The organism is Ruegeria sp. CDSA033, from assembly GCF_059612305.1.
The window spans coordinates 16,974-38,447 of record NZ_JBXWQI010000024.1; the positions used below are offsets into that span (position 1 = coordinate 16,974).

Sequence of the window (21,474 nt, forward strand, 5' to 3'; positions counted from 1 at the left end):
CGTTTGGAATCACAATCTGTGATTTCAAACGTGGAGGAGTGCGCGCTGGGCTGCAAGGGTGGAGTGTGGGGCCTGCGGTGATATCGAAGGGCTAATTTGCCCCACTGCGCCTGTGCTTTTGCCAAGCTTAGACTCAAGTACTCTGCCCATCGGTTGCATTTAATCCACGCAGAAAAGAGTACCCCATATTCGAAATAGCATCCTGTTTTTGTTCGATTAGACCTCTTTCTCTAAGTTCCTTTACGGCATCTTTCATTGCCAAAAAACCCTCTCTAGTATCAATTCGAGATTCATTGGGGCCCCGAGTAATAGTATATTTTTTGTTACGATCACTTAGGTGGAAGATACCTGACCTGTTCTCATTAATGAATTCTAAGAACTGTAATGCTTTTGGGGAAATGTCAAAATTTGTAGCAACGCTGTCTTGCTCCTGCACATTTTTTTGCCTCTCACCTTTAATCTCTTCCTTAAGCTCTTCACCGCCAACATTCGCTGCTTCTTCTAATCGCTTTGCAGCATCTATTTTGGCTCTCTCCTGAGTTGCTTGAAGGTTAGCTTCTGCCTCAACACGGGCGAGTTCGTTCGTGATTTCCAGAATCTTTAGTTTATGCGCGGCATTGTGCTGAATCTCTTTCATTTTGCCATTGGGGCCTTGAGCCCACCAAGCCCCCAAGGTCCGTAGCCAAGGCGATGCCAGCGCGAGTGGTACACCTATTGCTATGGGAAGAACGGCGAGTGAAAATACACATGTATTAGCATCGAAATAGAGAAATTTTTGCCGAACTGGACGGTTAGCAAAAACAAGGTACCAGATTGGTTGCCAATTGATCGCAAAAAAGCTGAGAGCAATCGATCCAATAAATGGGCTTCGCAAGCGTTGTGACCATGCTTCAGATAGGTCTTTTAGAAAGTCCAAATTCGAATCCTCAAGGAACTGAAGTTTTGGACAAATTATATTTGTAAGTGGCAGCGTCAATAGCGCTTTCTGAACAATATGTTACCGTTTCCTCCGCTTCACATTCCCACCTCGCTGCCCCGGTCTGCCGGCCGTTGACCGTCCACGTGATTTCACTGCGTCTTCCGAGGCTTTCTCGACCGCCCATTGGCGCGCCATGGGGTCGTCGGCGATGGCCAGATCGACCGCTTCCAGACGTTTGATCTCATCCCGAACATTCGCGGCCTCTTCGAATTCCAGGTTCTCGGCGGCCTTGCGCATCTTGTCGCGCAGCCCGTCCAGATGCGCCTCAAGGTTGGCGCCGTGCATCGGTTTGTCGATGGTGGCGGTGACGCGGTTCATGTCGACGTCGCCCTGATAGAGCCCGGCCAGAACGTCCTCGACATTCTTCTTCACCGTCGCGGGGGTGATGCCGTGTTCGTCGTTATAGGCGATCTGTTTGGCGCGACGGCGGTTGGTTTCATCCAGCGCGCGTTCCATGCTGCCGGTGATCTTGTCGGCATACATGATCACCCGCCCGTCGGCGTTCCGTGCGGCGCGGCCGATGGTCTGAACCAGTGATGTCTCGGATCGCAGGAAGCCTTCCTTGTCGGCGTCCAGAATGGCGACCAGGCCGCATTCGGGGATATCGAGCCCCTCGCGCAGCAGGTTGATGCCGATCAGCACGTCGAACGCGCCCAACCGCAGGTCGCGCAGGATTTCGATGCGTTCCAGCGTGTCGATGTCCGAGTGCATGTAGCGGACTCTGATGCCCTGTTCGTGCATGTATTCGGTCAGGTCCTCGGCCATGCGTTTGGTCAACGTTGTGACTAGCGTGCGATAGCCATCGGCGGCGACCTTGCGCACCTCGTCCAGCAAATCATCGACCTGCATGCCGACAGGGCGGATTTCAACCTCGGGATCCAGCAGGCCTGTGGGGCGGATCACCTGTTCGGTGAAAACGCCGCCGGTCTGTTCGATCTCCCATTTTGCCGGGGTGGCCGAGACGAAGACGGATTGCGGGCGCATGGCGTCCCATTCCTCGAACTTGAGGGGTCGGTTGTCCATGCAAGACGGCAGGCGGAACCCGTGTTCGGCTAGCGTGAATTTGCGGCGGTAGTCGCCCCGGTACATGCCGCCGATCTGCGGCACGCTGACGTGAGATTCGTCCGCGAAGACGATGGCGTTGTCGGGGATGAATTCGAACAGGGTCGGGGGCGGTTCGCCCGGCGCGCGCCCGGTCAGATAGCGCGAATAGTTCTCGATCCCGTTGCAGACGCCGGTGGCCTCGAGCATTTCCAGATCGAAGTTGGTGCGCTGTTCCAGCCGTTGGGCTTCCAGCAGCTTGCCCTCGCCAACCAGTTGGTCCAGCCGGATGCGCAGTTCCTTTTTAATGCCGATGATCGCTTGGTTCATCGTTGGCTTCGGCGTCACGTAGTGGGAATTCGCATAGACGCGCACCTGCTCCATCGACGCGGCGCGTTCGCCGGTCAGCGGATCGAATTCCGTAATGGTTTCCAGTTCTTCACCGAAGAACGAGAACTTCCAGGCGCGATCCTCAAGGTGGGCAGGCCAGATTTCCAGTGAATCGCCCCGCACCCGGAACGAGCCGCGCTGAAACGCCTGATCATTGCGGCGGTATTGCTGAGCGACCAGATCGGCCATGATCTGACGCTGGTCGTATTCGTTGCCGACTTTCAGGTCCTGCGTCATCGCCCCGTAGGTTTCGACCGATCCGATACCGTAGATGCACGAGACCGAGGCCACGATGATCACGTCATCGCGTTCCAGCAGCGCGCGGGTGGCCGAGTGGCGCATCCGGTCGATCTGTTCGTTGATCTGGGATTCTTTCTCGATATAGGTGTCTGACCGCGCGACATAGGCCTCGGGCTGGTAATAGTCGTAGTAGGAGACGAAGTACTCGACCGAGTTTTCCGGGAAGAAGCCTTTGAATTCGCCATAAAGCTGGGCCGCCAGCGTCTTGTTGGGCGCAAGGATGATCGCAGGGCGTTGGGTTTCTTCGATCACTTTGGCCATAGTGAACGTCTTGCCGGTTCCCGTCGCGCCCAGCAGAACCTGTTCTCTTTCGCCGTCAAAGATACCGCTGGTCAGTTCCTTGATCGCAGTTGGCTGATCACCAGCAGGCGCGAACTCGGTATGCATGACGAACTGCTTGCCGCCCTCGAGTTTCAAGCGCGCGCGAACGTCATCAGCGGTCAGCTGTGTCTTGTCGGAATGGGCATAGGGCATAGGCAGGCTCCGGGTCAGGCCCTTACATTTGTTCTTATTTTGTCCAACTGCAAGGCCTGATCCGGTTCAGAAACTCAGTTTCAGTAATAGGCATACTGTGCATCGGGGATTTGAACCGATTGCACCTTGTCGGCCAGCGCTTTCAGATTGCTCTCCAGAACCCGGCCCATCATCGCCTTCATCAGCGTTTGACCCATCAGCCAGCCCAGCGGGCCATATTTCATCTGGTAATCCATGCTCCAGACGACTCGCGAATGGCCATTCGCGAGGGGTTCGATGGTGATGGCCGCATGTGCTTGGGTCAAAGGCATCGCCGGCATCTCTGACAAGCGTACGCGATAGCCTTTGTTGACTTGCCAATCGGTCACTTCCTCGACCAGCGAGGTGCCGTTTTCAAAGTGGCAACGCCGTTTCGACCCGACGCCGTCTTGCCCAGTCGTCAGCGCATCCACCGAGGCGACTTGTGGCGCGAATTCGTCGATATGCATGAAACGGCTTAGAATGGCCCAAAGGGATTCGGGCCGGGCGTCGATTTCCAGGCTTTTTCTGTGGTGGATCATGTCGGTGTCCTCTTGATGGCCTTGCACGATTTATAAAAGGCCCTGATGACAGTTTCTGACATCAGAGCGTGACCAGCCGCGGCAATTCCCATCTTGTCCCAGCCTGTACTCTGACGCATAAACAATCTCAGCCAAGTGAGGACGGAGGGGCGACATGCGCGCACGGATTTACAAGCCTGCCAGGAACGCAATGACTTCGGGGATGGCCAAGACCCGCAAGTGGGTTCTGGAATACGCGCCCGCGTCGTCGCGTGAGGTTGATCCGCTGATGGGCTGGACGTCTTCCGACGACACGCAAACTCAAGTGCGCCTGAAGTTCGACACCAAAGAAGAGGCCCTGGATTACGCCAAGGACAATGGCATCGAAGTCCAGGTTAGCGAACCGCACAAACGCAAACCCAACCTGCGATCGCGCGGCTATGGTGAGAATTTCGCCACCGATCGGCGCGCGCCCTGGACCCACTGAATGATCGAAATCCATGAGGCCGACCCGACCTCGGACGCACTGCGCCCATTGATCGAGGCGCATTTTGCACATGGCGAAACTGCCGGACCTGCGGAAAGCAACCATACCATGGATGCCCAGGCTCTGGCCGCCGAGGGCATCAGGTTCTGGGCCATGTTTGAGGACGGGCAGCCCGTCGGCTGCGGGGCGTTAAAGGCGTTGCCGGACGGAACGGTCGAGGTGAAGTCCGTTCACATCATCTCGAAGGTGCGTGGACGCGGTCTGGCGCGTCAGATGATGAACCACCTGACAGCTGAGGCCCGTATCCAAGGGGTGGCGGCTTTGGTTCTGGAAACTGGTGCTGAACATCTGCCGGAATATGCGGCTGCCCGTAAGCTGTATGAACGGCTTGGGTATTCCTATTGCGGTCCGATTTTCGGATATGAAAGCGACCCGAACAGCGCCTTTATGCGCTTGGCTCTTGAACCCGGGAACTAAAAACAGCAAGAAGGGCCCAGCGGTCCCGTAGCTCAACTGGATAGAGCAGCTGACTTCTAATCAGCAGGTTGAGGGTTCGAGTCCTTCCGGGATCGCCAGCTTTTTTATCCCATTTCCGGCGCCATCGCCGCATGGATCGCCTGATCTAAGCCGCCTTTGGTGGGCGGCTATCAATGTAAACGTGGGAACCTATTACATCCAACGGATGCGTGTTTCGCAAAATATCGCCGTTCGAACTAGCCCGTCGAGCGAAACTCTGCCGTTTAAAGCTTGCGCGCGCTTTTTCGACTGCAGTTTGTGGAAATCTGAACGAGTTTGCTTCGACGATTGCGCTGAATCAGGGGATGGACGATGTCGCAGGCCAGCACGCTTGAGCGTGAAATGCTTAATTTGATCAATGCAGAACGTGCATCGCGTGGCCTTGACTCCGTTCAGCTGGAACTCCGCTTGAACGCTTCGGCCGAAGAGCACAGCCAGTGGATGCTGGAATCCGGTGATTTCTCGCATACGGGTGAGGGTGGCAGCTCGGCCACCCAGCGCATGCGAGACGCGGGTTTTGTATTGTCCGGGTCCTGGTCCACTGCCGAGAACATTGCCTGGCAAAGCCAACGCGGAGAGCCGGGGTTTTCGGACGATGTCGTCGATTTGCACAATGCACTTATGAACAGCCCCAATCACCGCGCCAACATTCTGAATCCGAACCTGGCATATATCGGCATCGGAATAGAAATTGGATCATTCGGCGGCGTTCCTGCCGTCATTGTGACTCAGAATTTTGCCCGCACCACGGCGAGTGTCCAGTTGGACACCGGCGCCGGTTCGGATGCCGGTGGTTCTGATACGCCAGCAGATCCGGTACCGGTCGTTTCCGATCCGGGCGAACCGGCAGATCCGGTTTCGACATCCTCGCAAGAGAATCTGTCGTTTGGCGACGCGGACACCCTCAGAGTGACGCCGGAAGAACTGGATCAAAGTGTTATCAGCGGGTTTGGAGTGGGCAAGTCCCTCGTCATCGAAGGTGTCGAGCTTAGTCGGTCCAACATTCGCTTGACCGAGAATTCGAACGTTGAATTCGATGTTGATGGTGATGGTAGGACGGATCTGACGATTTCGCTGGACGGCGGGCAGTCGGGCGGCGACTTTTTTGCCATCACCAAGGATGGAAACACCGTGGTCAGCTATGCTAAATTTCTGCCTGACCTTGCACCCGGGGTCCGCGTTGACAGCAGCGTGATCAATGGCATCGTGAACAAATCCTTTCTCGAAGGCGATGGCGAGACGGATTTTCGGATACAGATGGTCGACCTCGGAACCGCTGACTTCAACAATGTCCTTGGCGTGTATGATATTCTAAGTAACGGCGAAATCGCGAATGTGCGCCTGCTGTTTGAAAACACCAATGAAGCGAATGGCACGGTAGAGCTAAGCAATTTGGTGGACGGAAACCGCCTTGGGTTCTTCATCGTTCAGGATGGTGCAGATTGGGCTAATTCCCTTTCAGACAGCGATGATTTGAATTTTGTTGCCAGCAACGGTGGCCTGGCGGACGTGGATGACGAATTTGATTTTGTTTTGACGGTGAACGGAAACTCTGCTGGCGTGACCACGTTTCATGCCGAAAAGGCGGCCTTGAACAGTGACGATCAGCAACACGCGCTTTCGGGTGTCGTGTCGGGTGGCCAGTCAATGACCATCGGTTTCGAGGACTTGACGGGAGGGGGCGACTCCGACTTCGAGGATGTCGTGGTCAACGTAACCAGGCTCGAGGATGACGCGCTTTCGGTGGTTTAAGTCTAATTGCCGAGTGCATGCTGCTGAACGCACAGAAGATCGCCGTAAGCCTGTCAAATCGACCCACAAGGTCGGTCTAATTAGTCGACTGGCCGGACCCAAAACGAGATAAAATCGTTGTTAGTGAGTTCTACCGCCAATTCAGAGACGTGGATGGTGGGTGATGAGAGACTCGAACTCCCGACATCTTCGGTGTAAACGAAGCGCTCTACCAACTGAGCTAATCACCCGTGACGGTGCATTTAGCCAAGCCTGCGCCCGGGTGCAAGAGGGTCCGGCAGAATTTCTTTCCCAGAATCTGATTTGTTCGCCACTGGTAATTCAATCCGGCGGGAAATTCGCCGTGCCGTGAGTAGTGGGGTTGTTTCGATTGTGAGGGGCCTGTCGTTTTGCGTTCTACCTCGAGGGTGATTGCAAAGGCGCTTGCGTGTTACCTGCCGCCTCAGATATCCCCAAAGGAACTGCAACTTTCCAGGCGGGAGAAAACCGATCCTGTCCCACGCGCGCCGAGTTCTGATTGCGGCCCTGGTTCTGGCCGCTTTGACGCTGGCCCCGCTTCGCGCGGGGGCCGAGGGGATTTTGGTTTTTGCTGCGGCTAGCCTCAAAACCGCGCTTGATGAGGTGGCATCTGAATTTGAGCAGGAAACTGGGCAGGCCATAACTGTATCCTACGCGGCCTCGTCCGTTCTTGCGCGCCAGATTCAGTTGGGTGCCCCGGCAGATCTGTTCATTTCCGCCAACGTGGATTGGATGAATGTGCTGCAAGATCAGGGCCTGATTGACCCCACTACGCGTGTAGATTTGCTGGGCAATGGCCTGGTTCTGGTCGCTGGGGGCGAAGGGACTGACATTGGCGAAATGCGGCCCGGAGTCGCTTTGGCCTCCGTACTGGACGGTGGATACCTGGCCATGGCGCTGGTTGATGCCGTGCCTGCAGGGATTTACGGAAAGGCGGCGTTGGAAAGCTTGGGGCTGTGGCAGGGCATTCAGGGCCAGATCGCCCAGACGGATAACGTGCGTGCAGCCCTTGCACTGGTTGCCACTGGTGCGGCCCCGATGGGGATCGTCTACCGATCCGATGCGCAGGTCGAGGGACGGGTTCGTGTCATCGCCGAGTTTTCGCCTGACCTGCATCCGCCCATCATCTACCCGGCGGCTGTCACGGCTGCCGGAGATGAATCCGCGCGGGTGTTTCTGAAGCACCTTCAATCTCAGGCCGCGCGGGCTGTGTTTGAAAGGCAGGGTTTCACCCTGCCGAACGGATAGCGGCATGGGGTGGTTGGGACCTGCAGAGCTTGAGGCGCTGAAGTTGTCGCTGCGTGTGTCGTTTTGGGCAACACTGGTGACATTGCCTTTGGGCATATTCGTTGCCTACGCGCTGGCACGTTGGCGGTTTCCGGGTCGGCAGGTCTTGAATGGGCTGGTGCATCTGCCCTTGATCCTGCCGCCAGTGGTGACCGGCTATCTGCTTCTTTTGACTTTTGGAATTCAGGGACCGCTCGGCAAGTTGCTGGCAGAGATCGGAATTGTCGTGGCGTTTCGTTGGACCGGGGCGGCCCTTGCCGCGGGTATCATGGCATTTCCGCTGATGGTGAGAGCCATACGCCTGTCGATCGAAGCTGTGGACCCCAAACTGGAACAGGCCGGGGCCACACTGGGTGCATCACGCCTTTTTGTGTTTGCCACGGTGACCCTTCCGATGATCCTGCCCGGCGTCATCGCCGGGGCAATACTGGCCTTTGCCAAAGCGATGGGAGAGTTCGGGGCAACGATAACCTTTGTGTCGAACATCCCCGGTCAGACGCAAACCTTGCCGTCAGCGGTCTATGCCTTCCTGCAGGTCCCAGGCGGCGAAGCGGCGGCCACCCGTTTAGTTGTCATCTCGATCGTGGTTGCCATGAGCGCGCTGCTGTTGTCCGAGTTCATTGGGCGACGCGTTGCCGCGCGGGTGGCCGGATCATGAGCCTGTCCGTCCGCCTGCAGCACGATCTGCCCGACCTCAAGCTGGATCTGAGTTTTGATGCCCCCCCCGGTGTGACGGTTCTGTTTGGGCGGTCCGGGTCTGGAAAGACAACCATTGTCAACGCTGTTGCCGGTTTGGTGAAACCCATGGCCGGTCGGGTTGCTGTAGACGGATGGGAGTTGTTTGACACCGCGCAAGGCCTCTGGTTGCCACCGCACAAAAGACGGCTGGGTTACATCTTTCAGGAAGGCCGTCTTTTCCCACATCTCACTGTGCGCCAGAACCTGTTCTACGGAAAATGGTTCGCGCCCAAGGGCGTCCGCCGCGAAGACCCAGACAAAGTGATCGAAATGCTGGGGATCGGGCACCTGTTGAACCGGCGGCCTTCAGGGTTGTCCGGCGGGGAAAAGCAGCGCGTTGCCATTGGCCGCGCTCTTCTGGTCAGTCCACGGTTGATCCTTGCGGATGAGCCTCTGGCCGCATTGGACGACGCGCGAAAGGCTGAGATATTGCCGTATTTTGAACGGCTGCGGGACGAGGTTTCGGTGCCGATTCTGTACGTCACACACTCGGCCGCGGAAGTTGCGCGCTTGGCGACATCGGTTGTCGCGTTGCAAGAGGGCAAAGTTTTGCGGCATGGCCCGGCCTCGGACGTTCTGGCCGATCCGTCGGTCGCACCGGCTGGTGTGCGGGCCGTCGGTGCAGTGTTACAGGTTCGGGTCGTCAAGCATCATTCGGACGGGCTGACCGAGTTGGACGCGGGCGGGTCGCCCTTGTTTCTGCCCCGGATACCTCTGCAAATTGCGGAAGAATTGCGCATCCGCATTCCCGCGCAAGAGGTTATTTTGTCCAGCAAACGTCCCGAAGGACTTTCGGCCCTGAATGTGTTGGAAGGAACGGTGGACACCATCCGCGCAGGCGAGGGGCCGGGGGCGATTGTGTCCGTAAGAACGCCCGCGGGTTCTGTATTGGCCCGCGTCACCCGCCGCTCAGTTGAAGCGTTGGGATTGGAACCGGGCAAACCCTGTTTTGCAGTCATCAAAACGGTCGCACTGGCACCGCAGGACGTGGGCGGGCACCTGCGCGGGGTCTAAGCCAGCGCGCGGGCTTCGAATTCTCGCAGGATCAGGCGGGCTGCCTGGCCGAATCCCAGACCATTCGGCGTGGATGTGTCAGGGAAAATGGCGGCGAGCTCCTGCAATGCGTCCGAGGACAGTGTGTAAAGAGATTCCTCACCCAGATAGAGGCTTTCAGCCAGTGCGCCCTCGGCTGTCAGGATTTCGTGATTATCCAGCAGGATGTGAAAATACTCAACCGGGTCATCCGAGGTATCAATGGCGATACCTGGCCAGGAACAAAGGTGCTTGGCCGCAACCAGCGCGTCGGGCGCGCCGAACAAAAGCTCGACCGTTGGTCCGCTGACCAGAATGCGGTGTTGCTGTGATACCAGCAGATCGCGTTCGGGCTGTCCTGCGCCAAGGCTGCCAGCTTTGATCCGAACAGGGCGCATGGCAGGGTTGTCACGTAATCGGTCCGGCGATAAGGCGCTGCTTTCCACCCACCGGATCGGTCGCAGCCCGCGATCTACGGTCATTACCTTGTCGCCAACGCTCAGGGTTTCTATCTTTTGATTGCCTCTTTCGGCCAAGATTAAGGTGCCTGCCGTAAAGCACACGCCTTCAAGGGTGATCGTGATCACTTGGATCAGGTCGTAAGGGGCGAAGTTGAAGTTTTCGTCTATTTCAATCCCAGTGACCTGCACCGTGAAGGTATCGGTGACAATCTCTCCGGACGCGAGATTGTCGAAATCGCTTTGGTTGACCGTATAGGTCCACTCGCCGGTATTGGGATCAATGGATGCGACACCCAGCGCCGGTTGTTGGGATATGGTCCAGTTTTGCGACAGTGGAAAGCCGTCCAGACCCAAATCTCCAGTTGCCACATTTGGGGGGTCTCCGGTCACAAAGCCAGTTTTTGTCCCAACGATCGATACCATTTCAAGACCCCTCCATTTTCAGGACCTCACGAAATTCTTTCTTCCGGTAAAGCTTCATGTGAACGTCCCCCGCGTCGTCGCGGGTCCACTCCACGATGCGATTTCGGGTCAGATCGCTGTCCATCCGATTGGTTCGGACCCGGGGGTGGGGGATTTCTTTTTTCAGTATGTCGACGATCTGGTTGGTCTGTCCAAACGGGGCCACAAGGTCGACGATCCAAAAGGACGTGCCGCTGGCAAAGTCCGTGTCCTTCAGCGGCTTTTCCTGAATGGCGTACCGACGCTCGGCTTCGGGGCTGAGGCCCGCGAAGGTCACAAACCCGCGCGGGAAACCGTTCTGTCGGAAAATGTGGTACTGGTTCAGCCGAAAAGGCGTTTCAAATGCATACAGCACCTGCCCAAGGGTGCGCGGTCTGTGTGTATTGGTCAGCGATGCAAGATAGAACATGGCGCCGAAATCCGCGTATTTTTCGGACGGGATATCAAACCAGTCATTTGGAAACGCTTTGCCCAAAACAAACCCCAGCCAAAATATACCTTGATCCTAATTGCTTATGACCCAAAATGATACTGTTTTGCCTGTATTCTTGTGTCGGGGTCCTGTCGGCCAAATTCCCGAAAATGGTGCCGCTTTACTCGGACCACGTGTCCGGTATGATCTTGAATAAGTGTTTCGAAACAGGAATTGCCATTATGCGAGTTTTGAAAATAGCGGCCCTGGCAGCATTTGCGGTGCCGCCTGTATTTGCACAGGGAATTGGGATCGGAATCGGCGCTTACCCGGGTTTTAAAACCACAGTCACGCCTATGAACAACGGTGTATACGAGGTCGCCGTCAGCGGGTCTTCGGCCCCGGTCTCGTATTGGTGCGGGATAGGTGACTTTGCTATTCGCAGCCTAAGAACCAAAGCAACTCAGCGTATCTATATTGTCCGGGCCTACGAAAAAGGCGTGCGCACGGTGCAGTTTTCACTCACCCCGCCCGATGGTGTCGATACCACGCCGGGATATTCGGTCACCGTAAAACGCGTTGGAGAGAACATGTCGGCAGGCTCCGCGCAGGGCTATTGCTTTGACAACTTCCTGGATTTTGGGTTCCGCTAATTTATCAGACCCATTTTGCCATTGGCGGAAGGCTCATCAGAACCGCATCCGGGTCATGGCCGGTTTCCAGCCCGAATTTTGTGCCCCGGTCGTAGACGAGGTTGTATTCGGCATAAAGGCCCCGATGCACCAGTTGCGTGTCTTTGGCCGTCTCATCAAACTCCTGGACTCGGCGCTTTTCCACCAATGGCAGGAAGGCAGGCAGGAATGCGCGACCGATATCCTGGGTCAACGCGAAATCTGCGGCCCAGTCTCCGGTGCAATAGTCATCCATGAATATCCCGCCCACGCCTCGGGCGCGCTTGCGGTGGGGGATATAGAAATACTCATCAGCCCAGTCTTTCAGGCGGGGATAATGGCCGGGACCATGCGGATCCAGATGCGCCTTTTGGGTGGCGTGAAAATGCGCTGTGTCTTCATCATACTCGATGCAGGGATTCAGGTCCGAACCGCCGCCGAACCACCAAGCGTGCGGGGTCCAGAACATGCGGGTGTTCATATGAACGGCCGGTACATGCGGGTTTTGCATATGCGCGACCAGAGAGATGCCCGACGCCCAGAAACGCGGATCTTCGGTCATGCCCGGAATCCCCTTGCGCGCCGCCATGGCCTGTTGCGCCCGTGCACCCAAAGTGCCGTATACGGTCGAGACATTGACGCCGACCTTTTCGAAGACCCGCCCGCCACGCATCACGGACATCAACCCGCCGCCCGCGTCGCTGCCGTCCCCGGATTGGCGTTTGGTTTCCTTGACCTCGAACCGACCCGGTGAAGCGTCTGCAAAGGGGCCAGAGCTGTGGGTGTCTTCAAGTGCCTCAAACGCGGCGACGATGTTATCACGCAATTGGCGGAACCACGCGGCGGCGGTTGATTTTTCGGTATTGAACATGGGGATTAATGGGCCGGGGCTGCGACGGGGTCCAGCAATGTGCGGCCGCCGTCAATTGTCAGAATTTGTCCGGTGATGAAGCCGGCTGCGTCCGAGGCCAGGAACTGTGCCGTTTCGGTCAGTTCGTTCGGGGCAGCGATCCGGGCCAGGGGCGTATGTTTCTCGATATCGTTTCGAAAGTCCCGGTTTTCCTTGAGCGTGGACTGTAGCGAGGCGCTCATGACCGACCCCAGCGCGATGGAATTGACGCGGATTCGTTTCGGGGCAAGGGCAACGGCCAGCGAACGTGTCATCTGATCCAGCGCGGCGGTGGATACGGAATAGGCCATCAGATCGGGGTGGGTACGCCGCGCGGCGATTGAAGACAGGTTGATGATCGACCCGGCGGGGCCTTCGTCAGTGTCGCCTGCTTGTTTTATCATGCGTTTGGCGACCGCCTGGCTTAGGCGCAGCGCGGGCATCAGGTTCTGATTGAGCAGCATGCGCACGGAATCGTCGTCCGCATCCAGCGGATCAGACGGGATCACCTGCCGCGCGCCATTGATCAGGATGTCCACCTGATCAAACGCATCAAGCGTGGCAGACAGCAGGTTCGCGATGGTCAGCTTTTCCCGCAGGTCGCCAGCGAAAAACCGGATGTTGCTGTCATCGGCCTGTTCGCCAAGTTCGTCGGACAGCCGTTTTTCGTCCATGTCGGCAAACATGACATTGGCCCCGGCATCCGCAAAGTGGCGCCCGATGGCCAGTCCGACACCATTGGCGCTGCCTGTGACAATGGCGGTCTTGCCGGCTATGGAAAAGGACATGCGTTGTCTCCTGATTTGCGGCGCAGGTTAACCGGGATCACCGTCGAGGGCGAGAGGCGTGAAACACCTTGAACCGATTGTCGCCGGACACCTCGCGAACCTGTGCGAAACTCTCGGCCAGCGTGACCTCGTAGGGTAGGTGGCGATTTGCGACCATCCAGAGATTTCCGCTCCGGGTCAGGTTTCGAGCTGCGGATTTGATAAAGCCCTGACCCAGTTCAGGGTCGGCGGCGCGCGATGTGTGGAACGGAGGGTTCATGATCACCGTGTCCAACGATTCCGGCGCGTTCCACGTGACGGCGTCGGCCCAGTGGAACTGCGCGCAGGCCTCGGCCAAATTGACGCGTGCGCAGGTAAGGGCAATCTGGTCGGCCTCGACCAGATGTAACGCGCGCGGATTGGCGGCCTTTAGCACACCCGCCGCGAGATACCCCCAGCCAGCGCCCAAATCAGCGACCCTTGCACCCAGCTTTTCGGGCAATGCGCTCAGCAGCAGGGCCGAGGCAGGGTCAATCCCATCAGCAGAGAACACACCGGGCGCGGTCTGAAAGCCATCAACTGTCTGATTGTCCGGGGCGGCCCAGTCGGCAAAAGCCTCGGACGCGGATTGGAACCAGAATATCTTGCCGTGTGCCTTGGCGATGGGCCCCTCGACGTCAACGCGTTTGCGGATGTCTTTCAGCAGGCTGTCGACACCGTCGGTTTTGGCGCCGTCTATGACAATCAGCCCGTTGGCCCGCTGACAGGCCTGATGCACCATGCTGCGCGCCAGCGCCTTGGCACGGGGCAGGATCACGATGGCATCCTGACAAGGGTCGTGGGCTTCCGGCACGGCGGCAAAGCCCTGTCCGGCAAAGTGATCGTGAAACGGTTTGAATGGCTGCACCACCTGCGTTTCACGCGGCAGGGCCGACAGATCGCTGTCGGATGTCGGCCCAAGCACGCTGAGTGGTTGCGACAGCTCAAGGCCGCTTTGCAGGGCAAGATAAAGACGTGGGGACATCGGCAAATATGAGAGAGAAGGCTAAGGCGGCCTTACTCTTCCCGTTCCATTGTGCATTGCAGGGGGTGCTGGTGCCTGCGGGCAAAGTCCATGACCTGGCCCACTTTGGTTTCGGCGATCTCATGGCTGAACACGCCAACCACGGCGACGCCTTTCTTGTGAACGATTAACATGATTTCGAACGCCTCGGCATGGGTCATGCCAAAGAAACGCTCCAGCACATGCACCACGAATTCCATCGGCGTGTAGTCGTCGTTCAGAAGCAGTACTTTGTACAACGGCGGGCGCTTGGTTTTAGGGCGCGTCTGTACCAACAGCGACGGATCATCGTCGTTGTCCGGTTGGTCAGACATCATCCATTTGTGTTCAGTCATTGCGCCTTTGTCCGATTCAGGCTTCGGTTTGTCTGATCGGTTATATAACGTGCATGGGGCCAGAGAAAAGAGCCAGCAGGACGTAATCGAAATGGAAAAAGCGCTGACCACAATTGGGTTCGACGCCGACGACACGCTTTGGCACAACGAGCGGTTCTTTAAACTGACGCAGACGCATTTCACGGAATTGCTGGCCGATCACGCCGAACGCGATCACCTGTTGGATCGACTGCTTGCTGCGGAAAAACGCAATATCCGGCACTATGGCTACGGAATCAAAGGCTTCACCCTGTCGATGATCGAAACCGCAATCGAGGTGACCGACGACCGTGTTCCAGCCTCGGTTATCCGCCAGTTGGTCGAAGCGGGGCAGGACATGCTGGCCCACCCGATCGAGCTTTTGCCCCACGCGCGGGAGGCCATCCAAGCGGTGACTGATACGCATCGGGTGATTCTGATCACCAAGGGCGACCTGATCGATCAAGAGAGAAAGCTGGCGCAATCCGGTCTGGGAGAGTTGTTCGACGAGGTCGAAATCGTGTCCGAAAAATCAGCGCAAACCTACCGAGAGATATTTGCGCGGCATGGTGACGGACCCGAATCTGCAATGATGGTAGGCAATTCGATGCGGTCCGATGTCGTCGCCCCAATTCAGGCCGGGTGTTGGGGCGTCTATGTGCCCCATGGGTTGGTCTGGGAGATCGAAAAGGCCGAAACCCCTGCGGACAATCCGCGCTATAGCGAGTTGCGGGATTTGGGCGAACTTGCTGATCTTGTTCAGCGCCTAAGTTGATGTTGCCAATTGGTCTCAGTTTTCAAAAAACGGGGCGGGATTTGCGTTCAGGGGCTCAATTTGCGCAGTTGTGGTAGGTTGCGGGTTATGCGCGTCTACATGTAGTGCCGGTTCGGACCCTTAACAAAACAGCGAATTTGCACGCTTTCGGTTTATTTCATTGGGTCTCTGTGTTAGCCTTATCGATAATAAAAATAATTAACGCTGACCGGGAAAACCCGGCGGCCTGAGGTAGACAGAGGCAAAGATCGTGCAGGTTCGGCGGACAGTTCCGGCCCGGATGGGCTTATTTCTTATAGCATTCTTGTGGCTGCTCTCCTTCGCGCCGTTGCAGGGATTTGCGGCACCATATGCGGCGATGGTCATCGACGCCCGGACAGGCGAGGTTCTGCATTCGCGCAATGCTGACACCCGACTGCATCCGGCCTCTCTGACCAAGATGATGACACTCTACATTGCGTTCGAGGCGGTGCGGAATGGTGAGATCACTTTGGACACGCCCGTTCGCATCACAAAAAAGGCGACGGCTGAACCCCCCTCGAAGCTGGGCCTGCGCACCGGGCAAACCATTGCGTTCCGATATCTGATCAGGGCGGCTGCCGTGAAGTCTGCTAATGATGCGGCCACGGCGATTGGCATCGCGATCAGTGGATCCGAAGCAGCATTCGCCCGTCGCATGACGCGCACGGCCAAGGCCATGGGTATGAGCCGCACAACGTTCAAGAACGCACATGGCCTGACGGAATCAGGTCACTTGTCGACCGCGCGGGATATGACCACGTTGGGTCGCCACCTGCTTTATGACTATCCGCAGTATTACAACCTGTTCTCGCGCCAATCCACGCATGCCGGGATCAAGACGGTTCCAAACACGAACCGTCGCCTATTGGCGGCCTATAAAGGTGCGGACGGTATCAAGACCGGATACACGCGGGCCGCTGGCTTTAACCTGGTTGCATCGGCCAAACGCAAGGACGAACGCATCATCGCAACTGTCTTTGGCGGTAAATCCGGCGCATCGCGGAACGCCAAAGTGGCCGAATTGCTGGATATGGGCTTCCGCCGCGCCCCCTCGCGCGCCCCGATCCGCAAGCCGGCGCGCCCGACCTATGCCGGAAACGCAGGATTGGGTGCGACCGTCGCGGCGCTGACAATCGCGCCAAAATCCAGTCTGCGCCCCGTTCTGCGCCCCGGACCGGGTGCTGCAGTTCAGGTTGCTGGCGCCGTGGCTGAGACGGCTGCCAAAAATGGCACGCGCATTAAGGATGGTATCGCCGCAGCAATCGCGGCCGCCGACATTCAGCCCTCTGGTGATGGTGACGCACCCCGTCCCGCTGCGCGCCCGGCTGACCTGGTTCTGGCCTCGACCGATCCAGCAGCGCAGCCCGAACCCGAGCAAGAGATCGTTACCCGACTGTCAACATCGGGCGGACGGCTATGGGGCGTGAACGTTGGCCGCTATACCACCCGATATGAGGCGGAAAAGATTTTGCTGAAAACGGCCCTGTCGGAAATGACCACTCTGGAAGGCACGCTGCGGAAGGTGAACCAAAGCTCGCGCGGCTTCGACGCGACATTTCAGGGCATGACCCGCGAACAGGCCGATCTGGCCTGCCGCCGGTTGCAGGCCCGGAATGTGACTTGTTTCATGATCGGGCCGTCATAAGGCCCGACATACTCTCCTGAATGGATCTGGGCTGCGAGGAAACTCGCAGCCTTTTTTTGTCAGTCGAAGACGTGGCCGTGTTCGTATTGTTCATCCTGGCCCGCCGCAGCGGTCAGGGCGGCAACGTTATCCTTGGTAAAGAACCCGTCATAGTGGTGGCAACGTTCGATATACTCGGTGATCAACAGCGTGTACTTCGAATGCTTTGAGAAGATCTGTTTGAGGTTCGGATCATCCTTACACTCGCCCACCACATGGGCCAGGAACGGCACCCCTTCATCCTTGAGTGTGTTGACCACAAAATCGACGTTCTTTTCACCCGCGCCGTGGTCGCCGTCCTGGATCTCGATTGCCATGTGGTGCAGGCGACGGCCAAAGTTCCGAACGAAATCCTCGGTTGGCATCGGCAGCTGTTCAAAGGAATTGACGAAGGAGGGCGTGTTGTTTGCGGTGAAGACCTTGGCGGGGGATTTCTTGTCATCGTCGACATTCGCGTTCCGGTTCACGTTGGTCGAGGAATTCATCTCAAAGATGTTGTACGCGCCCCAAAAGTAATAGGGCACCATGGTCAGAAACTCGAGGATGGCGTCCTCACGCTCGCCGGCTAGAATGCGTGTTGCAAGGTGGTCGACCCCCAGCATCAAAGGCGCGATTTTGCTGTCGACCCCGAATGCCGCCGCCTGATCCAGCCGCGCCTGTTCGTCATTGCTCAGCAATATCCGGTCACCCAGACCAAGGCTGTCGGTGTCGTTGAAATCCAGGGATGAGTAGCCAACCCTGTTACAGGTGAAATCGGACGGCGACGTAAACCTGAACCCGTCCGAAGTGTAGAACGGGTTTTCGGTGTCTCCCTTGTACTCAAACCTGATGTTCTGATCTTCAAGCGTTTTGGTCAGGGTCTTGAGGTCCGTGGCGCCATAAACCTCTCCGACATAGCGGGTCTGGGGGGTGTTGCGGGCCAGCGGGTACATACGGTTGATGCGCGGGATAAAGTCTTCGAATGTCGGGCTTAGTGGCGCCATGACGATAATCGCAGGATAGTCGGAGTGCGAATGCAACACCGCAAATTTGTGCGTCTGACCCAGATAGCTGGCCGTATGTCGGTAGGGTGTCATGACATAAAGCTCGATCAGCGTGTCGAACATCGCGTCCGGTTCGACCTGAATGACGATCGCCTGCATCGCCCCGACCTGTTCCGCCACGCCCGAGCTTTTGCGGCGTTCGTAGATCATCGGCAAATATTGGTGAAAGAACTCTGAGTTCTTTTTGTCGCCGCGCGGTTCGTAATTCATCAGATCGAAAGACATTGGCCAACCTCCTTGCCTATACCGGTTCGGCATGGCGTTGCTTGGAATTGTGGTATTCAGAACATGCACTTGTCGGGCATGCTAGGGTCTGTATTCCATACAGGCAACAGTCAGAGGATAGATCGTCAGGATTACGCCCTTCTTTCTACCGCATGAATTTTGTCACATCGACTCCGCCGTCGATCAGGGATGTGCGAACCGAACGGGCGATTTGTACCGCGGTTGGGCCATCGCCATGCAAGCAGATCGTGTCGATGGATGTCTCTAGTCGCTGGCCGCTTTCGGTGATGATGGCACCTTCGCGCACCATGTTCAGGATGCGCAGTCCAGCAATTTCGGGGTCATGAATAACCGCGCCGGGCATGCTGCGGTCGACAAGGGTTCCGTCGTCGTTATAGGCCCGGTCCGCAAAGATCTCGCCGACCCACTTGCACCCCAGTTCGCGCACGGCTTCTTCTTGTTTGGTAACGGCCAAAACCATGATGATGATTTCCGGATCGACATCCAGCGCGCCCTGGTAACAGGCTCGGGCCATGTCGACATCGACCGAGCACATGTTGGCCAGCGCCCCGTGCAGTTTCAGGTGCCGCACTTCGGTGCCAACGGCCTTGGCCATTCCGATTGCCGCCCCCAGTTGATACCGAACCAGATTGCGCAGGCTGGCATGGGGCACTTTCATGTTGCGGCGGCCAAAACCTTGGAGATCGGGGAAGCCGGGATGCGCGCCTATCCCGACGCCGTTTTCGGCGGCCAAGGTCATCGTCTTGGCCATGACGTCCGGGTCGCCGGCATGAAAGCCGCAAGCAATATTGGCGGATGTGATAATTTTCAGCAGACTTTCATCATCGCCCATATTCCAGGGGCCAAAGCTTTCGCCCATATCGGCATTCAGATCGACGCTTGGCATAGGTGGTACTCCCTAGTCGGTGGCAGAGATCATTCCGCCGATCAATTGGTAGGACAAGAGGTCCGGGATGTCATGCGGATCACGAACCAGTGGTTCGACTTGCGCAGGTAGGCGGGCAAGTTCGGCTTTGTGGGCGGTTTGCAGGGATGTAGCCTCGTCCAGTGACACGAATTCGAACTTGATCTGCCCGCCCGCCGGGGTTTGTGCCGCGCGCGGCAGGTCACAGGGCAGAACCGTCGCGATACGGGGATACCCTCCGGTGGTCTGACATTCGGGCAACAGAATAAAGGGGCTGCCTGTTCCGGTCATCTGTATGTCACCGGGGGTAATGACCTCGGACAGAATGTTCAACTGACCGTGGGCCGCGAAACCTTCGCCCTCGCTTTCCAACTGCATCCCCATTCGGTTGGCCCGACTACCACGTCGAAACTCGGTTTGCACAAAGCGGTCCAGCGTTTCCTTATCAAACAGGGGGGTTTGAAAGCTGGCGATCACGCGTAGAGCGCCACCCGTGAAGCGATCATCCGGGTTGAGTTTCATGCCCTTCACGCTTGATCCGCTCGCGACTGGCAATGTATCTCCGGTCCGAATGGTGCTTCCGATCTTGGCGGTCAAATGCGCCGAGCGTGATCCCAGAAAGGCTTCGGACGCGATCCCGCCGCTGACATGCAGGTAGCCATAGGTCCCGCGCGTCGCAACACCAATCACCAGCCGCTGCCCGACTTCCATCTGGTGCGACGCATTCCAGACCACAGGTGCGCCATCAATGCTGGCTTGCATCGGAGCACCTGTCAGAGCGATGCCGAGAGATTGCGTTGCCTCGAACTCGCCACCCATTCCGGCCATTTCCAAGGCTGCAAGCTCCGGGCTTTGACGCAGCAACGCTGCGCCCTCGTGCAGGGCCAGCTGATCGGCGGCGCCGGATCGGGACAGCCCCTGATCCAGATACCCGACACGACCCTGGTCTTGTATGGTGCAGGCCGGGCCAATGCGATGAACAATCAGGCTCATCCCGCGATCTCCTCGCAGGTGGCCCCGCCTGAGCCGTCCGAGTTGTTGGCACGGATGCTTTCCAGTTCGTCGCGCGAAACGGACAGGAACTGCATTTCATCCCCTGGCTTCAACGCAAAGCTCTGCGGTGCGTCAGGGCGAAAGCAACGAAATGCGGTTTGGCCCACGTGCCGCCAACCGGTCGGAGTGGGGCCCGAGAACAGTACGAATTGGGAAATTGCCAATACCAAGGCCCCCTCTGGGACCATAGGAGTCAGTTCCTTCAGGCGTGGAATATTGAACTCAGGACCAAGCGGACCAAGATACGGCTGCCCCGGTGCAAAGCCGATGGTTAATACGCGTACCTTTGTGTCGCTCAGCCGCCGAACGGCCTCCATGGAATCCAACCCCGCCGCTGCCGCTGCTTCGTCCAGTTGCGGAGCAAGCTCGCCCCCATAAACTGTGGGGACTTGCCACAACCTGCGACCGGCAGGCAGTGGTGCCTCAAACCAATTTTGCTGTGCAAGTAGGTGTCGCACTTTATCCTGGATTTCAGTGCGAGGCAGTTTGTCGGGATCGAACCTCAGATATGCCGATGCAAGGGATGCTGAGGTTTCGACAACACCGTCCCAAGATGCCGCGTCGATTGCGCCCCTAAAGGCCAGTGCCGCCCGGTTCGAGGGTTCGGCCATGGCATCGGCAAAGGAAACAAGAAGGCCGTCATAGCCTACGGTACTTATGCGTGGAAACATGTCGGCTGTATTGGTGGTCATTTCACGGCTAACCCGGGCATCTTACAGAGGCGACCACACAGCATCCCGGGCCAATGCGCAAGCCCGGCGAGGGTAGAGATGCGCGGATTCTATACCTGAGTTGAGTGCCAGCATGGTTTTTTAGGCCGGTTCCGACTCATTGAATCGCTTCCGACTCGATTGAGTCTTGTGGTGTGATGGGTCGCCCTGTCTATATATAGGGGTACGATTACTGGAGGCGCAGGCAGGTGTAGGTACGACTTGTATTTCAACTGATGAGATCGCCGTTCGAGGGGGTACATAGCGTCACTTAAGATATTGATAAATAACGGTTAAGCGGAAAGATGGAAAAAAATCGCCCAGGACGTCATTTTCTGCTTGCGGCTTTGTTTGGTAAACCTTAGAACCCCCTTCACCGGCGCTGCTGAGGCGGCGCTGACGGGCCG

General features: G+C 57.3%; 22 protein-coding genes and 2 tRNA genes. 10 read left to right on the forward strand and 14 right to left on the reverse strand.

Annotated elements, in window-relative coordinates:
- Positions 1–133 precede the first annotated feature (133 nt).
- From AC2FLA_RS20120 to AC2FLA_RS20130, 3 genes are all read right to left on the reverse strand, one after another.
- The gene (locus tag AC2FLA_RS20120) at positions 134–916 is read right to left on the reverse strand and encodes a hypothetical protein (RefSeq protein ID WP_496724699.1); all 783 of its coding nucleotides are present in this window, start codon (positions 914–916) and stop codon (positions 134–136) included.
- Positions 917–997: 81 nt separating this feature from the next.
- The gene (gene uvrB / locus AC2FLA_RS20125) at positions 998–3,184 is read right to left on the reverse strand and encodes an excinuclease ABC subunit UvrB (protein ID WP_496724701.1); all 2,187 of its coding nucleotides are present in this window, start codon (positions 3,182–3,184) and stop codon (positions 998–1,000) included.
- Between the two features lie 80 nt (positions 3,185–3,264).
- Positions 3,265–3,744, reverse strand: a complete 480-nt coding sequence (locus tag AC2FLA_RS20130) for an SRPBCC family protein (protein WP_108860189.1) — start codon at positions 3,742–3,744, stop codon at positions 3,265–3,267.
- Positions 3,745–3,898: 154 nt separating this feature from the next.
- Between AC2FLA_RS20130 and AC2FLA_RS20135 the strand changes: the two genes are divergently transcribed.
- From AC2FLA_RS20135 to AC2FLA_RS20150, 4 genes are all read left to right on the forward strand, one after another.
- The gene (locus AC2FLA_RS20135) at positions 3,899–4,210 is read left to right on the forward strand and encodes an ETC complex I subunit (protein WP_109312827.1); all 312 of its coding nucleotides are present in this window, start codon (positions 3,899–3,901) and stop codon (positions 4,208–4,210) included.
- Positions 4,211–4,687, forward strand: a complete 477-nt coding sequence (locus tag AC2FLA_RS20140; RefSeq protein WP_496724703.1) for a GNAT family N-acetyltransferase — start codon at positions 4,211–4,213, stop codon at positions 4,685–4,687.
- Positions 4,688–4,708: 21 nt separating this feature from the next.
- Positions 4,709–4,785, forward strand: a tRNA-Arg gene (locus AC2FLA_RS20145).
- Positions 4,786–5,038: 253 nt separating this feature from the next.
- On the forward strand, positions 5,039–6,478 hold the full coding sequence (locus tag AC2FLA_RS20150; protein ID WP_496724705.1) for a CAP domain-containing protein: 1,440 nt from the start codon (positions 5,039–5,041) through the stop codon (positions 6,476–6,478).
- Between the two features lie 154 nt (positions 6,479–6,632).
- Here AC2FLA_RS20150 and AC2FLA_RS20155 read toward each other — a convergent pair.
- Positions 6,633–6,708: transfer RNA gene (locus AC2FLA_RS20155), tRNA-Val, on the reverse strand.
- Between the two features lie 193 nt (positions 6,709–6,901).
- Between AC2FLA_RS20155 and modA the strand changes: the two genes are divergently transcribed.
- The 3 genes from modA to modC are packed head-to-tail and all read left to right on the forward strand — an operon-like array spanning position 6,902 to position 9,535.
- Complete coding sequence (modA, locus tag AC2FLA_RS20160; RefSeq protein WP_496724707.1) at positions 6,902–7,744, forward strand: molybdate ABC transporter substrate-binding protein; 843 nt, start codon at positions 6,902–6,904, stop codon at positions 7,742–7,744.
- 4 nt (positions 7,745–7,748) lie between these two features.
- On the forward strand, positions 7,749–8,441 hold the full coding sequence (modB, locus tag AC2FLA_RS20165; RefSeq protein ID WP_058278495.1) for a molybdate ABC transporter permease subunit: 693 nt from the start codon (positions 7,749–7,751) through the stop codon (positions 8,439–8,441).
- On the forward strand, positions 8,438–9,535 hold the full coding sequence (modC, locus tag AC2FLA_RS20170; RefSeq protein WP_496724709.1) for a molybdenum ABC transporter ATP-binding protein: 1,098 nt from the start codon (positions 8,438–8,440) through the stop codon (positions 9,533–9,535). Before modB ends, modC begins: the two co-directional genes overlap by 4 nt.
- On the opposite strand, the gene AC2FLA_RS20175 is transcribed toward modC, so the two are convergent.
- Complete coding sequence (locus AC2FLA_RS20175; protein WP_496724711.1) at positions 9,532–10,437, reverse strand: Hint domain-containing protein; 906 nt, start codon at positions 10,435–10,437, stop codon at positions 9,532–9,534. The two genes, modC and AC2FLA_RS20175, sit on opposite strands and share 4 nt — an antisense overlap.
- A 1-nt stretch (position 10,438) precedes the next feature.
- A complete protein-coding gene (locus tag AC2FLA_RS20180; protein ID WP_496724713.1) occupies positions 10,439–10,951 on the reverse strand; it encodes a toxin-activating lysine-acyltransferase in 513 nt (170 codons plus the stop codon).
- Positions 10,952–11,130: 179 nt separating this feature from the next.
- Between AC2FLA_RS20180 and AC2FLA_RS20185 the strand changes: the two genes are divergently transcribed.
- Positions 11,131–11,541: a hypothetical protein gene (locus tag AC2FLA_RS20185; protein ID WP_282154318.1), complete on the forward strand. Its 411-nt coding sequence runs from the start codon at positions 11,131–11,133 to the stop codon at positions 11,539–11,541.
- Positions 11,542–11,545: 4 nt separating this feature from the next.
- Here the strand turns inward: AC2FLA_RS20185 and hemF are convergent, their stop codons facing one another.
- Genes hemF through clpS form a run of 4 tightly spaced genes read right to left on the reverse strand, consistent with a single transcriptional unit; the run spans position 11,546 to position 14,613 of the window.
- On the reverse strand, positions 11,546–12,430 hold the full coding sequence (hemF, locus tag AC2FLA_RS20190) for an oxygen-dependent coproporphyrinogen oxidase (protein ID WP_496724715.1): 885 nt from the start codon (positions 12,428–12,430) through the stop codon (positions 11,546–11,548).
- Positions 12,431–12,435: 5 nt separating this feature from the next.
- On the reverse strand, positions 12,436–13,236 hold the full coding sequence (locus tag AC2FLA_RS20195; protein WP_113792155.1) for an SDR family NAD(P)-dependent oxidoreductase: 801 nt from the start codon (positions 13,234–13,236) through the stop codon (positions 12,436–12,438).
- 37 nt (positions 13,237–13,273) lie between these two features.
- A complete protein-coding gene (locus AC2FLA_RS20200; protein ID WP_496724717.1) occupies positions 13,274–14,239 on the reverse strand; it encodes a class I SAM-dependent methyltransferase in 966 nt (321 codons plus the stop codon).
- 32 nt (positions 14,240–14,271) lie between these two features.
- The gene (gene clpS / locus AC2FLA_RS20205) at positions 14,272–14,613 is read right to left on the reverse strand and encodes an ATP-dependent Clp protease adapter ClpS (protein ID WP_058271961.1); all 342 of its coding nucleotides are present in this window, start codon (positions 14,611–14,613) and stop codon (positions 14,272–14,274) included.
- Between the two features lie 91 nt (positions 14,614–14,704).
- Between clpS and AC2FLA_RS20210 the strand changes: the two genes are divergently transcribed.
- Together AC2FLA_RS20210 and AC2FLA_RS20215 are read left to right on the forward strand one after the other, a co-directional pair.
- The gene (locus tag AC2FLA_RS20210; protein WP_496724720.1) at positions 14,705–15,406 is read left to right on the forward strand and encodes an HAD family hydrolase; all 702 of its coding nucleotides are present in this window, start codon (positions 14,705–14,707) and stop codon (positions 15,404–15,406) included.
- Positions 15,407–15,686: 280 nt separating this feature from the next.
- Positions 15,687–17,072, forward strand: coding sequence for a D-alanyl-D-alanine carboxypeptidase family protein (locus AC2FLA_RS20215; protein WP_496724722.1), 1,386 nt, complete (start codon positions 15,687–15,689; stop codon positions 17,070–17,072).
- Between the two features lie 59 nt (positions 17,073–17,131).
- Here AC2FLA_RS20215 and AC2FLA_RS20220 read toward each other — a convergent pair whose 3' ends face one another.
- From AC2FLA_RS20220 to AC2FLA_RS20235, 4 genes are all read right to left on the reverse strand, one after another.
- Positions 17,132–18,379, reverse strand: coding sequence for a hypothetical protein (locus tag AC2FLA_RS20220; RefSeq protein ID WP_496724724.1), 1,248 nt, complete (start codon positions 18,377–18,379; stop codon positions 17,132–17,134).
- A 145-nt stretch (positions 18,380–18,524) separates the two neighbouring features.
- Positions 18,525–19,286, reverse strand: a complete 762-nt coding sequence (locus AC2FLA_RS20225; RefSeq protein WP_496724726.1) for a LamB/YcsF family protein — start codon at positions 19,284–19,286, stop codon at positions 18,525–18,527.
- A gap of 12 nt (positions 19,287–19,298) precedes the next feature.
- A complete protein-coding gene (locus AC2FLA_RS20230) occupies positions 19,299–20,297 on the reverse strand; it encodes a 5-oxoprolinase subunit C family protein (RefSeq protein WP_496724728.1) in 999 nt (332 codons plus the stop codon).
- Complete coding sequence (locus AC2FLA_RS20235; RefSeq protein ID WP_496724730.1) at positions 20,294–21,049, reverse strand: 5-oxoprolinase subunit B family protein; 756 nt, start codon at positions 21,047–21,049, stop codon at positions 20,294–20,296. Before AC2FLA_RS20235 ends, AC2FLA_RS20230 begins: the two co-directional genes overlap by 4 nt.
- Between the last annotated feature and the right edge of the window lie 425 nt (positions 21,050–21,474).